This is a genomic window from Bradyrhizobium sp. NAS80.1 (assembly GCF_001908205.1).
Classification (GTDB): domain Bacteria; phylum Pseudomonadota; class Alphaproteobacteria; order Rhizobiales; family Xanthobacteraceae; genus Bradyrhizobium.
Genome location: NZ_LGHL01000018.1, coordinates 1 through 14,693, shown reverse-complemented (window position 1 = coordinate 14,693; position 14,693 = coordinate 1). Strand labels below are relative to the sequence as shown.

The window sequence follows — 14,693 nt, the reverse complement described above, 5'->3', positions numbered from 1 at the left end:
ATTCCGATCTCCCGACCCAAGACTCAACGTTCGACCAATCAAGAAACAACCATCGAAGTGGAGGTTACATGATCGGCTCTGTTTTCGGCGGCTTGCGTCGCCTCGCATGGCTTAGCCTGCTTGCGGTCGTGGCGGCGGTGACCTCGGCGACGGCTCAGACCACGCAGGACGGCCAGCTTCAGGTTCCTGCGAAATCCGTTCCCGTGCCTAATACCGTGAGCCCGCAGCTCGCCAAGATCATCGGCATGCCTCTGCGCAATGGATGGGATGTGTTGCCAAAGACCGGCGAGGAGTGGGTTCCGATCGTTCAGGCGACCGCCGCGGCCACCCTCAAGAACGTGCCCGGCATGTTGGAGCGGCTTCACGTCAAGGTCGAGAAGACCACGATCGACGGCGTCAGGGCTTTTGTCGTGACCCCCGAGACCATTCCGCCGCAGAACCAGGGCCGCGTCCTGCTTCACATGCACGGCGGATGCTACGTCCTCAACCCGGGCGAAGCCGCACTGCCCGAAGCGCTGTTCATGGCGGGCTTCGGCGGCTTCAAGGTCATCTCGGTCGACTATCGCATGCCGCCCGAGGCTTATTTCCCGGCCGCGCTGGACGACGGAATGACAGTCTACAAATCTTTGATCAAGACGACCGACCCGAAGAAGGTCGCGGTCTTTGGGAGCTCGGCCGGCGGCGCGCTGACGCTCGAAATGATGTTGAAAGCCAAGCAGGACGGATTGCCGATGCCCGGCGCGATCGCACCGGGGACGCCGATGTCGGATGTCACCAAGGTCGGCGATACCTTTGTGACCAACGCCAGGCTCGACAACGTGCTGGTTTCACCGGACGGCTTCTGCGATGCGGGCACGGTCGTTTACGCCAAGGGCCACGATCTGAAGGACCCGCTGCTGTCGCCCATCTATGGCGACATGAATGGCTTCCCGCCGACCATCCTCACCAGCGGAACGCGGGACCTGTTGCTCAGCAACACCGTGCGAATCCATCGCAAGCTCCGCGCTGCACATGTCGAAGCCCAACTTCAGGTGTTCGAAGCGCAGTCGCATGCCCAATATTACCGGGATGATACCTCTCCGGAGGCCAAAGATGCTTTCGAAGAGATCGCGCTTTTCTTCGACAAGCATCTCGCCAAGTAGCAATTGCATCAGCGTCAATAAACAAGTCGCGATTGGAACGGTCATGAAAGACATTGTCCGCGTTGTCGTCCTGAGCCTTCTGTTGTCTGCGCCGGCCGCGGCGCACACACCGCAACAACCGCCCCACCAGCTCTACAGCGAGGGAGACCTCAAACTAGAGAGCGGCGAGGTGATCAAGGATTTCTCGGTCTCCTTTGTGACCCACGGGACGCTCAACGCCGAGAAATCCAACGCCATCCTGATGGTGACGGCGATCTCCGGAAACCATCACCGGATCGATTTCATGATCGGCCCCGGAAAGGCGCTCGACCCCGACAAGTATTTCATCATCTGCACTGATGCGATCGGGAACGGCTTGACGACATCGCCAAGCAATTCCAAGGCGCAGCCACGCATGCAATTCCCCAAATTCGCGATCCGCGACATGGTCGAATCGCAATATCGCCTGGCGAAGGAGAAGCTCGGCATCGAGCATCTGGTCGCCGTGATTGGCCCGTCGATGGGCGGCATGCAGGCTCTTCAATGGGGCGTCAGCCACCCAGACTACATGGACGCGCTGGTGGCGATGGTCCCGCTTGCCAAGACGCCCGCCTGGAGCGTGGCCGTCGTCGAGGCCTCGCGGAAGGCAATCATGAACGATGCCGCGTGGAACGGCGGAAACTATAATGCTCCCCCCGAAAAGGGCGTCCGCCTCTGGCGCGACATCCTCAACCTGCTCGCGGCCCGCACGCCGGACATGTATCAGGCGCAGTTCAAGAACGGCATGGACGTGCTGCCCTGGATGAAGGAGCAGGAAGACGCGGCAATAAAGGTGTTCGACGCCAACGACTGGATCTACCAGACATGGGCCTATGAGCGTCATGACGTCGGCACGTCTCCAGGGTTCAATGGCGATACCGCAAAGGCGCTCGCCTCGATCAAGGCGAAGACGCTGATCCTGACCGGCACCAAGGACCTGCTCAACCCGGAATTCGAGCCGACCGAGATGGGCAAGAACATTCCCAACGTAAAGATGGAAACGATCAGTCCGGGGACCATCACCGGCCATGCCTCGGGCGGCGGTTTCAATCCTGCCGATGTGGATTTCCTGAACCGCGAAGTTCGCGGCTTCTTGCAGGATCTGGGCGGCCGCGCGAAGCCGGCAAACTAGTCTGATCAGATGAGGCCCGTAAGAGGTCCGCCAAAACCAGGAGGCCAACATGAAAGTACGTCAAGTCGCATCAGCTCTGGTTGCGGCGTCATTGGCGGGTCTTGCGGCCTCCACGAGTCGTGCCGAGATCGTGGTCACCGCCAATGACGGCAAGATGGTGCTGGAGAACGGCAATGCCGTTGTGCGCAAGCAGCCGCTGCCCGATACGGTCAGCGTCATCGACTTCACCGACGGCGCTTTGAAGTTGTAGGCGAGGCGCCTGCGCCTGCCAGCGTGGTCGGCCCACCGCCAAGCGTGGCGATCACGCCGGATGGCGCTCTTGCTCTGGTGACGGGCGCCATGAAGCTCGATCCGGCCGATGCCACCAAGACGGTGCCTGACGACAAGCTCTCCGTCATCGACTTGAGATCCTCTCCGCCCAAAGTGCTCGCGACCCTTCAGGCCGGCGCAGGCCCTGCCCCTATTCAGTGCGGATCGGCGTGTCCTTCAGGCCGTTGTTGTCATAGGCCTTGCGCAGCGTGCCGTTCGTCGTCGCTTCCGTCATGAACCTGGTGACGAACGCCAGCGCATGGCCGTGGCCGAGCGGGACGGCGACCGCTGTGACGGTCTTCTTGAACGTCTCGTCCAGCACCTTTGTGCCCGGAATCTTCTGCGCCATCTTGTTGAGCTGGTCGCGCGACAGCGCGAAGGCATCGATCTCGCCGCTCTTCAGAAGGCCGAAGATCTCGTCATAAGTCTGATAGCCCGTGACTTTCGCGTTCTTCAGATGCGCGATGGCGCCACGCATGGTGGTCGTGGCGTTGACGGCCGCCACTTTGATGCCGGGCTGGTCGAGTGTTGCAAAATTGGTCACGTTCGAACCCGCCTTGACGATGTAGGTGGCGTCCGCGACCTCGTAGACCGGACCGAACATCATCTTGGTCTCGCGCTCGGGATCCCTGGGCAGCCACGTGACGTCCCAGGTGCCTTTCGACGCCGCGTCGGTGATCTGCCCGGAATTCTGGTGCACGACATATTCGACGGGAACACCGAGCTGAGCGGCCATCTCCTTGCCGAGGTCGACCGGCACGCCCGCATAGCCAGCTTCCGTCTTGGTCGACCAGAACGCGCCGCCCGCCGGGCTGATCACGATCGCGACCCGCAGCTTGCCGGTCGGCGCAATTTCCTCCGTCAGGCCATCCGCTAGTGCAGGCACAGCGACCGCCGCTGCGAGAACGAGGCCGGCAAGAGCCGACTGGAGGAACCTTAGCATGTCATGTTCTCCTCACCTTTTCTTCTCTCCGATCGCTTCGCTTCCGCCGCAGGGCCTTTGACACAATTCTGGTCGATCGCGCGCTCGGTGAAAAGCGATTTGTCATGACAAACCTGTCAAAGACCATGGCGCCGTTTGCAGTGCAAGGCCGGTGACCGCCATGGCTATGATGTTTCACGGCCAGGCAATTGTTGGTAGCCTGCCGCACCGGCAGACAATGATCGGGGGCCACCGAATGACCTCAGCGAATCCCGCATCTCCCGCACAGCGCAATCGAGCGTGGAGACATATCGGGCGGGCGCTGGCCGTCGCGGCGGCCGTGGCCGCGCTCGCCGGCTGCGAAGACAAGAACACGTTCGTGGCTCCGCCACCGCCGAAGGTGGACGTGGCGACGCCGGTGCAGCGGGCGGTGACGCGCTATGTCGAAGCCACCGGCAACACTGCGCCGATCAAGAGCGTCGATCTCGTCGCGCGCGTGCAGGGCTTCCTGCAATCGATCGACTACCAGGACGGCACGTTCGTCAAGCAAGGCACCCAACTCTTCACGATCGAGCCGGAGACCTACAAGCTGAAGCTTGAACAGGCGCAGGCGGCCGAAGCCGGCGCCCAGGCCTCGCTCCGGCAGGCGGAAGCTGACTTCAGGCGGCAGACCGATCTCGTCCAGCGCCAGGCAGTCGCGCAGTCTACCCTCGATACCTCGACATCGAACCGCGACAACGCCCAGGCCAATCTCCTGCAGGCCCAGGCCAACACCAGGCTCGCCGAAGTCAACTACGGCTACACCAGGGTGAGCGCGCCGTTCGACGGCGTCGTCAGCGCCCACCTCGTCTCGATCGGCGAGCTCGTCGGCGTCGCCTCCCCGACCCAGCTCGCGACCATCGTCGCGATGGACCCGATCTATGTGAACTTCACGGTCAATGAGCAGGACGTCCTGCGCATCCGCGCCGAAGCCGTCCGTCGCGGCCTGACCACCGCTGACCTCAAGCAATTTCCGATTCAGATAGGTCTCCAGACCGAGCCCGGCTATCCGCATGAGGGCAGGCTCGACTATGTCGCGCCCACCATCAATCAGTCGACCGGTACGCTCGCGGTGCGCGGCGTCGTGCCCAATGACAAGCGCGTGCTGCTGCCCGGCTATTTCGTCCGCGTCCGCGTACCCTTCACCCAGGAGAAAAACGCCCTCCTCGTTCCCGACACCGCGCTCGGCAGCGACCAGGGTGGCCGCTATCTGCTCGTCGTCGGCAAGGACAACACGGTCGAGCAGCGCAAGGTCCAGATCGGTCCTGCGGACAACGGCCTGCGCGTGATCGAAAGCGGCCTGGAGCCAGACGACCGGGTCGTCATCGCGGGGCTGCTGCGGGTGATTCCGGGCCAGAAGATCGACCCGCAAGTGACGAAGATCGACCAGTCGCAGGCGTCTGCCAAGTAGGAGGCCGCCGGTCATGATCTCAAAATTCTTCATCGAGCGGCCGGTCCTTTCGAACGTCATCGCGCTCCTGATGATCCTGATCGGCGGCGTCGCGCTGTTCAACCTCGCGATCGCGCAATATCCGGACGTGGTGCCGCCGACAGTGCAGGTCACCACGCGCTATCCCGGCGCCAGCGCCAAGACCTTGATCGACACCGTGGCGCTGCAGATCGAGCAGCAGGTCAATGGCGTCGAGGACATGCTCTACATGCAGTCCTACAGCGGCTCCGACGGCACCTATACGCTGACGGTGACCTTCAAGATCGGGACCGATCTCAACTTCGCGCAGGTACTGGTGCAGAACCGCGTCTCCAGCGCGCTATCACAACTGCCCGCGTCCGTGCAGAACCAGGGCGTTACCGTGCAGAAGCGGTCGACATCGATTCTGCTGTTCGTGACGCTGACCTCGCCGGACTCGTCGTACGACAGTCTCTACTTGAGCAACTACGCCACCATCAACATCCGCGATGAGCTCTCCCGCCTGCCCGGCGTCGGCAACGTCACCGTGTTCGGCGCCGGCCAGTATTCGATGCGGGTGTGGCTCGATCCCAACAAGCTACAGGTCCGCGACCTCGTCCCGCAGGACGTCATCCAGGCCATCCAGCAGCAGAGCCAGCAGGTCTCGGCCGGCCAGGTCGGCGCGCCACCGACACCGCCGGGACAGGCGTTCCAGTACACGCTCAACGTCAACGGCCGGCTCGACGACACCACACAGTTCGAGAACATCATCGTCAAGACCGGCACGAGCGGCGACGTCACGCGCGTGCGCGACGTCGGCTGGGTCGAACTCGGCGCCCAGACCTACAGCCAGATCTTTTCGCTCAACAACCAGCCCGCCACCGGCATCGGCGTGTTCCAGTCGCCGGGCGCGAACGCGCTGCAGGTCGAGCAGGCCGTCGAGAAGAAAATGGCGGAGCTTGCGAGGGCCTTCCCGCGAGGCATCAGGTACGACACGCCGTTCGACACCACCAAGTTCGTGCAGGCCTCGGTGCACGAGGTCTACATGACCTTGATCGAGGCCGGCCTGCTCGTGCTGGTCGTGATCCTGGTGTTCCTGCAGGACTGGCGCGCGATGCTGGTGCCGGCGACCACCGTGCCGGTGACCATCATCGGCGCGTTCGCCGCGATGGCGGCGCTCGGCTTCACCATCAACATGTCGACCTTGTTCGCGATCGTGCTCGCGATTGGCATCGTCGTCGACGACGCAATCGTCGTGGTCGAGGGCGCCGCCCACAACATCGAGCAGGGCATGAACGGCCACGACGCCGCGATCAAGGCGATGGACCAGCTGTTCGCGCCGATCGTCGGCATCACCCTGGTGCTGATCTCGGTGTTCCTGCCGGCCTCGTTCCTCGCCGGCCTCACGGGACGGATCTATTCGCAATTCGCGCTGGTGATCGCGGCGACCGCGTTGCTGTCCGCGATCAACGCCGCCACGCTGAAGCCCACGCAGTGCGCGCTCTGGCTGCGACCGGCGGTGCCGCCGGAGCAACGCAATTTCTTCTACCGCGGCTTCAACGCCGTCTATGACCGCGTCGAGCGCGGCTACATCCGGCTCATCGGCTTGCTGGTCCGGAACGCCACCGTCTCGGTCGCAATCGCACTGGTGTTGATCGGGATCGGCGGCTACGGCCTGTCGCGGGTGCCGACCGGCTTCCTGCCGATCGAGGACCAGGGCTACCTGATCGCCGCCGTGCAGTTGCCCGACGGTGCCTCGCTCGAGCGGACCCAGAATGTACTCGACAAGGCCGCCGATCTCATCAAGGCCACGCCGGGTGTCCAGCAGGTCATCACCATTGCCGGCATCTCCGCGCTCGACAACAACGCCAGCCTGGCCAATGCCGGCGTTGCCTACATCATCCTGAATGACTGGGGCTCGCGCGGCAAAGGCGAAGACCTGCGCTCGCTGGTGTATGGGCTCAACGACAGGGTCGCAACTATCATGGAAGCGCGCACCGTGGTGCTGCCACCGCCGCCGATCCAGGGCATCGGCAACGCGGCCGGCTTCTCGATGCAGGTCGAGCTGCGCGACGGCAACAGCGATTTCGCCAAGCTGCAGGCAATCACGGGCGCGATGGTCTCCAATGCAGTGAGCCAGAGCGCGCTGCAGCGCGTCCAGTCGTCGTTCCGCTCATCGGTGCCGCAATTCAACGTCGAGATCGACCGTATCAAGACCCAGACCCTGCACGTGACGACGGACCAGGTGTTCGCGGCGCTGTCGACCTATCTCGGCTCGTCCTACGTCAACCAGTTCAACAAGTTCGGACGCGTGTTCCAGGTCTATACCCAGGCCGATCCGTCATTCCGCGTCACCGAGCGCGACATCGCCAACATGATGGTGCGCAACCAGAACGGCGACATGATCCCGATCGGCACCGTCGCCACGATCACGCCGGCCACCGGCCCGTCGCTGATCAGCCTCTACAACCTCTATCCATCCTCGACAATCGTCGGCCTGCCCGCGCAGGGCTATTCGTCCGGCCAGTCGCTGAGACTGATGGAGGAGGTCGCGGACAAGACGCTGCCGCCGGGCACCGGCTTTGAATGGACCGCGATGTCCTATCAGGAGAAGGCCGTCACCAACCAGATCTACTGGGTGTTCGGCCTTGCGATGCTACTGGTCTATCTGGTGCTCGCCGGACAGTATGAGAGCTGGTACGCGCCGATCTCGGTGATCCTCGCCGTGCCGCTGTCGCTGATCGGACCAATGCTGGTCCTCAACGGGCTCAAGATCGACAACAATCTCTATGTTCAGATCGGCCTGATCCTGCTGATCGCGCTGTCGGCCAAGAACGCCATCCTGATCGTCGAGGTCGGGCTCGAGCTGCACGTTCGCGACGGCAAGCCGATCATGGAATCCGCGATCGAGGCCGCGCGCGCCCGCTTCCGCCCGATCCTGATGACGTCGTTCGCCTTCATCCTCGGCGTGGTCCCGCTGGTGATCGCGACCGGCGCCGGCGCCAGCGCGCGCAAGTCGATCGGCATCACCGTGTTCTCGGGCATGCTGGCCTCGACCTGCCTCGCCGTGCTGTTCGTGCCTGCCTTCTTCGTGGTGGTGCAGCGCTTCGAGAACTGGCGCGCATCGAAGAAGACGGCGCCGGCGGCGAAGCCGGCCGCGGAGATGAAACCTTAAGCCTTCTGCGCGGATGCCTGCCGCGCTTCTCCGCTCGACACCAGGAGCACCGAGACCTTCGACTGCCGCAGCACGGCATCTGCGACGCCACCGAAGGAGAGGTGATCGGCCTGGATGCGGTCGACGCCCATGACCACTAGATCGACATCGGTGGTGTCGATCTCGCGCAGGATCGCCGCCTCCGGCGCCCGGTTCACGCGCAGCGTCGTGGTGATGTCGACTTCATAGCGGGCGGCGAGATCGCTGGCATCCTTGAGAATGCCTGCCTCCTGGCTCAGCCCGCGGGAGGCGCCGCGCCGCGCGCCCTTGTCGCGCGTCGTCGCCACATAGATCACACGGAGCGAGCCTGATCCGGCCTGCGTCAGCGCGACCGCGACCTCGGCGCCGCGCTTGGAGACGCCGCTGCCCGAGACCGGGACGAGAATGTTGAGGGCGTCGGGCACCGGCTGCTTCAGATGTTTTCCCTTGGCCGCCACGATCGCAAGCGGTCCTTCGAATTTTGCGGCGATGTCTTCGATCTTCCGGTCGAAACGATCCCTGGTCGCGGCGACCTTGTCGACGCCGACGACGAGGAGATCGAAGCCCTTGCGCGCCTCATCAGCGATCGCTTCGCCGAGCTCCGCTCGCCTCGCCCGGGTGACCACGTCGACGCCGCCAGCGTCGTCGCCGTTGGCGGTCACCGTTTCGGCTGCCTTCTTCACCACGGTCTCGTGGCTCCCCTCCTCGTCACGTCCCTTCTCCTGCTCCTTGGCGCGCTTGCCGATGTGCAGCACCGTGATCGGCAGGCCGCGCATGCCGGCGATCAGGCCCGCAATGTGCGAAGCAAAGGTAGCGTTGACGCTCTCGTCGACCGCCAGCAGCGGGCGTTCGAGATTGGCGACAAAGCCGCGCCTCTCGAATTCTTCCCGCTCCAGACGTTCCTCCTCCTCCCTGTTCATCGGCAGCTTTGCGAGGGCCGCGCGCAGCGTCGGCGGCATCGCCATCGTGGTCACGATCGCCATGGTCACGATCATCGTGAACAGGTTCTGGCTGAGCACGCCGATGGACAGACCGATGGTCGCAATGACGACCTCGGTCGAGCCGCGGGCGTTCATCCCGCTCGCGAGCGCCAGCGACTCCCGATAACTCAAGCCGCCCACTGTGCCGCCGACAAAGGCGCCGCCGAACTTGCCGACGCAGGCGATCACGACGAGCAGGCCGGTGAGCATCAGGAGATTGGGATCACGAAGCACCGACAGATCGGCGCTCAACCCCGCGAGACCGAAGAACACCGGCATAAAGAAGCTCGAGATCAGCCCGCGCAGGCGTTCGTCGATCTGTCTTGTCAGGATCGGGGACTGCCCGACCAGAATGCCGGCGACGAAGGCACCCAGCACGGTGTGCACGCCGATCAGATGCGTGAGCAGCGCCATCGTGCCCATCAGCAGCAGGATCACCGTGATCACAGGCGCGGTGCTGACGAGATAATCGTTGGCCCAGCGGATGAGCAGGAACACCAGCCGGCGGCCGATGGTGAAGCTGATGGCGAGGAAGGCGAGCGTGCCCAGCACGGCTTTCGCCACCGAGGCGATATCCACCGTGCCTTGCGAGGCGAGGCTGAAGATCACCGCGATGATCATCCAGCCGATGGTGTCGTCGATGATAGCCGAGGCGACGATGATCTGCCCGACATTGCGGCGCATGAAATTCATCTCGCGCACGACCACCGCGACGATCTTCACTGAGGAGATTGACAGCGCCGTCCCCATGAACAGCGAGGCCACCAGGCGCTGTTGCGGATTGGGCAGGAGCGCATCGGGAAGGAACTCGCCGAGAGTGAAACCGCAGGCGAACGGAACGACGATACCGGCGATCGAGATCGCGATCGCCGGCTTGCCGACCTTCCTGACCAGCTTGAGATCGGTCTCCATGCCGGTAAGCAGCAACAGCAGAAGGATGCCGAGCTGGGCGATGCCGTCGATCATCGCCTTCTGCTCGGGCGTCCGGGGGGAAGATCGCCTGCTGCGCTTCGGGCCAGATCCAGCCGAACAGCGACGGGCCGAGCAGGATGCCGGCGAGCAATTCACCCATCACCGAGGGCTGGCCGAAGCGCTGCATGATCTCGCCGAGGCCGCGGCCGAAGGCGATCAGCAGCACGATCTGCGCCAGCAGAAGGAACTCGGATGGCGCTGCCGGTTTGCCGCCCTCGGCGCCGGCCGCAATGGTGGTGAGGACAAGCGCCGCGGGGACAAGACCGACCGGTCGGAGCAGGCTCCACTGCATGCAGGTGTCTTTCCCCCTTCATCTGCCCCGGCGAAGTGCCGAGGCCACAGAGGGTAGAACCCGCGGGCGGCGGAGGGAGTTCCCGACCTCCGCGGCGGGGCTAAGGTGGCGAAAACAAAAAAGTCGAAAACAACCCCATGCACAGTAGAACGGCGCTGGCGGCGTTGAGGTTTCGGCCGCACCGACGTTTGACTCGTCGGGCGAAACACCGGCACAATGGCATCATGGGTTGCATGCGCGACGCGCGCCCCATTCTCCGTCATTGCGAGCCAACGGGTCCGCGCACAGCGCGGCCCGATGACAGGCTCCGCGAAGCAATCCAGAGTCTTTCCGCGGGAAGAGTCTGGATTGCTTCGTCGCTACGCTCCTCGCAATGACGGGGTTGGGCGCAGGCGCGCGTATCTCTTCCGTCATTCCGGGGCGTCGCGTAGCGACGAGCCCGGAATCCATTTTTCCGCAATCTCTGCCGCCCGATGGATTCCGGGCTCGCGCCTATCGGCGCGCCCCGGAATGACGACGGGGGCAAAGCAATGACGAGCCGACAAGAGACAGCCAGCGATTCCCCCTCAGGCCGGCTGCGGCGTTCTGATCTCGCGCGGCAGGATGATCGCGGCTGCGATCGCGAGCAGGCAGAGACCGGCAAAGGCGTGGAGCATGGTGACGAAGCCACCCTGCTCGTAGAGCCAGGCGACCAGACCGACCGACGCGCCCGCCGCGGTGAAGCCGACGAAATAGCGCACCGCATAGGCGCGCGAGCGCCACTCTTCGGTGGTGTATTTGCCGACCATGGCGTCGTTCACCGTGACCTGCCCGAACGCCCCCATGACGATGCCGATCGAGACCACGATCAGCGGCAGATTGGACAGGCTCGCGGCGAGATACAGGAATGGCGCCAGCATGAAGGACAGCGGCAGCGCCACCGTCTTCAGGGAGTAGCGGTCGAGCAGCCGGCCGATGGTGTACTGGGTCATCGCGCCGAACACATAGACGCAGGCCGCGATGACACCGAGCAGCGCCGGGCTCTTGGTGAGATCGGCGAGCCGCTCAGCGAACAGTTTTGGCAGCGCCACGGTGACGGCGTTGAACGTCGTCGAGATCGCGATCACGACGATCAGGAGCGACAGGATCACGCGCCACATGTCCTGCTTTGCAACGCGCGCCTGCGCCGCCGCCTGCTTCGAGCCCTTGCGATCCTCGTGCACGACGGTCATCGCAAACGCGATGCCGATCAGGATGGTGACGATGCCGGGAATGATGAAGGCGAAGCGCCAGCCGAGATACTGGCCGATCACGCCGGTGACCAGCGCGGACGAGGCGACGCCGAGATTGCCCCAGACGCCGTTCAGCCCCATCTCGCGGCCGAGCCTGTCGGCATAGGACACGATCATCGCGGTGCCGACCGGGTGATAGATCGAGGCGAAGATGCCGATCGCGAGCAGCGCGGCGCCGAGCTGCGCCGGGGTCTGCACGAAGCCGACCGAGATCATGGACAGGCCGATGCCGATAAAGAAGATCAGCATCATGTGGCGGCGGCTCCAGCGGTCTCCGAGCCAGCCCGTGAGCAGCGAGCCGGCGCCGAAGGCGACGAAGCCCGGCGTCGCATAGGGCAGGAGCTCCGAATACGCCATGCCGAGCGCCGGCCCCATGATGATCACGGCGGCGGCGAAGATCAGCATCGAATAATGATCGACGAAGTGGCCTGCGTTGACGAAACTGATCACCCGACCGGGGCTGTTCATACGAATCCTCTTCTGCTCCGAAATGAGTTATATGTCCTGGCCATGACGGGATGCCGCCAATGACTGTCGTCGAAACGCCAATCCGGGAGGTCCGGGGCAACCACCGCTCGACCGCAGGCGTGCACCTGGTCGCGCGCGACTACCCCAAGGGCCTGCGGCTCGATCCGCACATGCACCGCGAGGCGCAGCTCGTCTATGCGGCCCGCGGCACCATGCAGGTGACGACGCCCAAGGGGCGCTGGCTGGTGCCTCCGGACCGCGCCGTCTGGGTGCCCGCCGGGCTCGAGCACGCCATCGATGTGCTCGCCGACATCGAGATGCGCACGCTCTATTTCGACCTGCCGTGGCTGAAACGCGAGCAGCGCGACGAGGGCCTGACCAAGGAATTCGTGGTGCGGGTGCCGCCGCTGCTGCACCAGTCGATCCTCGCACTGTTCGACATCCGCAATACCGAGGAGCGCACCGAGCTGCTGGTTCGCCTGGTGATGCTGGAATTGCACCAGGCCGAGGATTCCGCGACCTTCGTGCCGCTGCCGCGTGAGCCGCGCTGCCGGCGCGCCGCCATGATCGTGCTCGACGATCCCACCGGCCAGCACGACATCGATACGCTGGCGCGCGAGGTCGGAACCTCGGCGCGCACGCTGTCGCGGTTGTTCTCGACCGAGACGCAACTGAGCTTCAAGAGCTGGTGCCAGCGCGCCCGCATCGCGGCAGCGATCCAGCGGCTGTCCACGGATGCGAATGTGTCGGTGAAACAGCTCGCCACCCAGCTCGGCTATGCCAGCGTGCCGGCGTTCTCCGCGGCGTTCCGTCAAGTGACGGGGCGGACGCCGACGGAGTTTGCGGGGAAGGCGTAATCCCACCTAAAAAGGGCGCCCAACTAAAGATGCCAAACTCTTGCGCTTGATTGTGATCGGCTTCCGCCTAAATCCCGTGTAAGCTGCCGCAGCGCACAAACCGGAATCGAAAAGCCCAGATGGCCAACGCCTTCTTCTCCGACCTGCTCGCCACCATCTCCGAGCGCGGCCGCACGCTGCTTCGCCGCGGCGACGGCCTGGACACCAAACAGGACGCCGACGGATTGATCGCGCTCTGCGGCGCGCTGCTGTCGGGCCGGGGCGAAGCCTCCGGCACCGCGATGGCGCGCGAGGTGCTCGACATCTACCGGAAATTGGATGCGGCAGGACGTCGCGCCTTTTTCGAAGGCCTGCTCCGCGATTTCGGCCCGGATCGGGAACGCCTGGCGGAGGCCATTGAAAAATGGCGCGCCAAACCCAGTGACGAGGATGCCAGCTCTCTGCACTTCGCTTCGGAGCCGCGGCGGCAGGAACTGATCCGCCGTCTCAACCGCGCGCCCGGCGGCACCGGCGACCTCGTCAGCATGCGCGCCGATCTGCTCAGCATGATGAACGGACACACCGATCTCGCCGCGCTCGACCGCGACGTGTCGCATCTTCTCTCTTCGTGGTTCAACAGGGGGTTTCTCGTGCTGCGCAGGATTGACTGGTCGACCCCGGCCAACATCCTCGAAAAGATCATCCGTTACGAAGCCGTGCATGAGATCAGCGACTGGGACGATCTGCGCCGCCGCATCGATCCGGTCGACCGCCGCTGCTACGCCTTCTTCCATCCCGCGATGGTGGACGAGCCCCTGATTTTCGTCGAGGTGGCGCTGACCGAGACGATCCCCGGCGCGATCGCGCCGCTGCTTGCCGTCGATCGCCAGTACCTTCCGATAGAGAAGGCGCGCACCGCCGTGTTCTATTCGATCTCCAACACCCAGCGCGGCCTTGGCGGCATCTCCTTCGGCAGCTTCCTGATCAAGCAGGTGGTGGAAGAGCTGCGCCGCGAACTGCCCAGGCTGGACAATTTCGTGACGCTGTCGCCGGTGCCGGGGTTCACGCAGTGGGTGAGGCAGGACAGGGAGCTGCCGCTGTCGGACGAGGATCGCGAGGTGCTGAAGCGCCTCGACGAGCCGAAATGGTTCGAGAATGCGGAGGCGACCGCGCAGCTGCGCAGCGTGATCGAGCCGCTCGCGGCGTACTATTTCTTGAAGGCCCGCACGCCGAAGGGCCGGCTGATCGATTCCGTCGCCCGCTTCCATCTCGGCAACGGCGCGAGGCTCGAACGCATCAACTGGCTCGGCGACCTCTCGCCGAAGGGCCTGCGCGAGTCCGCCGGCGTCATGGTCAACTACCTCTACCGCCTCGACGACATCGAGAAGAACCACGAGGCCTACGCCAATGACGGCGAGGTCGTGGCGTCAAGCGCGGTGAAGAAGCTGCTGAAGGGCGAGCGGCGGCTGCTGGATATGCGGTTGTCGTAGCCGCGCACTCAACTGTCGTCCCGGACAAGCGCAGCGCAGATCCGGGACCCATAGCCACAGGATCGGCTTTGGCGAAGACTCGGAGTTACCAGCTCGCTCCATAACTCCTCCCTGGGGTTGATGGGGTGGACGGCCCCCTACGGCATCAATGTGCCAGAATGAGGTTGTCAGAAACTCATTCACAGGAGCCGTCCGTGAGCCAGATTATCCGCATTGGGATG

Annotated in this window: 9 protein-coding genes and 1 pseudogene; 7 read left to right on the top strand and 3 right to left on the bottom strand. The window is 64.1% G+C overall.

The genetic code is table 11. From position 1 onward, the window contains the following. Window positions 1-68 precede the first annotated feature (68 nt). From AC629_RS04900 to AC629_RS48310, 3 genes are read left to right on the top strand one after another with little or no spacing between them, the layout of a single operon-like run. Complete coding sequence (locus tag AC629_RS04900; RefSeq protein WP_084803652.1) at window positions 69-1,142, top strand: alpha/beta hydrolase; 1,074 nt, start codon at window positions 69-71, stop codon at window positions 1,140-1,142. Between the two features lie 43 nt (window positions 1,143-1,185). After that, window positions 1,186-2,292, top strand: a complete 1,107-nt coding sequence (locus tag AC629_RS04895) for an alpha/beta fold hydrolase (protein WP_084803651.1) — start codon at window positions 1,186-1,188, stop codon at window positions 2,290-2,292. 49 nt (window positions 2,293-2,341) lie between these two features. Beyond that, on the top strand, window positions 2,342-2,542 hold the full coding sequence (locus AC629_RS48310) for a hypothetical protein (protein WP_245331719.1): 201 nt from the start codon (window positions 2,342-2,344) through the stop codon (window positions 2,540-2,542). Window positions 2,543-2,752: 210 nt separating this feature from the next. Here AC629_RS48310 and AC629_RS04885 read toward each other — a convergent pair whose 3' ends face one another. Beyond that, a complete protein-coding gene (locus AC629_RS04885) occupies window positions 2,753-3,544 on the bottom strand; it encodes an ABC transporter substrate-binding protein (RefSeq protein WP_084803650.1) in 792 nt (263 codons plus the stop codon). 235 nt (window positions 3,545-3,779) lie between these two features. On the opposite strand from AC629_RS04885, the gene AC629_RS04880 reads away from it, so the two are divergent. Beyond that, window positions 3,780-4,973, top strand: coding sequence for an efflux RND transporter periplasmic adaptor subunit (locus AC629_RS04880; RefSeq protein WP_084803674.1), 1,194 nt, complete (start codon window positions 3,780-3,782; stop codon window positions 4,971-4,973). A gap of 13 nt (window positions 4,974-4,986) precedes the next feature. After that, window positions 4,987-8,145, top strand: a complete 3,159-nt coding sequence (locus AC629_RS04875) for an efflux RND transporter permease subunit (protein ID WP_084803649.1) — start codon at window positions 4,987-4,989, stop codon at window positions 8,143-8,145. Here the strand turns inward: AC629_RS04875 and AC629_RS04870 are convergent. Both AC629_RS04870 and AC629_RS04865 read right to left on the bottom strand, forming a co-directional pair. Beyond that, window positions 8,142-10,407 (bottom strand): annotated as a pseudogene (locus tag AC629_RS04870) (cation:proton antiporter domain-containing protein). The gene AC629_RS04875 and the pseudogene AC629_RS04870 sit on opposite strands and share 4 nt — an antisense overlap. Before the next feature lie 566 nt (window positions 10,408-10,973). After that, window positions 10,974-12,146, bottom strand: a complete 1,173-nt coding sequence (locus tag AC629_RS04865) for an MFS transporter (RefSeq protein WP_084803648.1) — start codon at window positions 12,144-12,146, stop codon at window positions 10,974-10,976. A 59-nt stretch (window positions 12,147-12,205) separates the two neighbouring features. Between AC629_RS04865 and AC629_RS04860 the strand changes: the two genes are divergently transcribed. Next, window positions 12,206-13,003: an AraC family transcriptional regulator gene (locus tag AC629_RS04860; RefSeq protein ID WP_084803647.1), complete on the top strand. Its 798-nt coding sequence runs from the start codon at window positions 12,206-12,208 to the stop codon at window positions 13,001-13,003. A gap of 119 nt (window positions 13,004-13,122) precedes the next feature. Beyond that, entirely contained in the window at window positions 13,123-14,472 is a 1,350-nt protein-coding gene (locus AC629_RS04855; RefSeq protein WP_084803646.1) for a malonyl-CoA decarboxylase, read from the top strand. Window positions 14,473-14,693: the final 221 nt, after the last annotated feature.

Bases quoted from the DNA above. Each gene is read 5' to 3' on its own strand.
- AC629_RS48310 (WP_245331719.1), top strand. From the start codon at position 2,342: ATGAAAGTACGTCAAGTCGCATCAGCTCTGGTTGCGGCGTCATTGGCG.
- AC629_RS04875 (WP_084803649.1), top strand. From the start codon at position 4,987: ATGATCTCAAAATTCTTCATCGAGCGGCCGGTCCTTTCGAACGTCATC.
- AC629_RS04900 (WP_084803652.1), top strand. From the start codon at position 69: ATGATCGGCTCTGTTTTCGGCGGCTTGCGTCGCCTCGCATGGCTTAGC.
- AC629_RS04885 (WP_084803650.1), bottom strand. From the start codon at position 3,544: ATGCTAAGGTTCCTCCAGTCGGCTCTTGCCGGCCTCGTTCTCGCAGCG.
- AC629_RS04865 (WP_084803648.1), bottom strand. From the start codon at position 12,146: ATGAACAGCCCCGGTCGGGTGATCAGTTTCGTCAACGCAGGCCACTTC.
- AC629_RS04860 (WP_084803647.1), top strand. From the start codon at position 12,206: ATGACTGTCGTCGAAACGCCAATCCGGGAGGTCCGGGGCAACCACCGC.
- AC629_RS04895 (WP_084803651.1), top strand. From the start codon at position 1,186: ATGAAAGACATTGTCCGCGTTGTCGTCCTGAGCCTTCTGTTGTCTGCG.
- AC629_RS04880 (WP_084803674.1), top strand. From the start codon at position 3,780: ATGACCTCAGCGAATCCCGCATCTCCCGCACAGCGCAATCGAGCGTGG.
- AC629_RS04855 (WP_084803646.1), top strand. From the start codon at position 13,123: ATGGCCAACGCCTTCTTCTCCGACCTGCTCGCCACCATCTCCGAGCGC.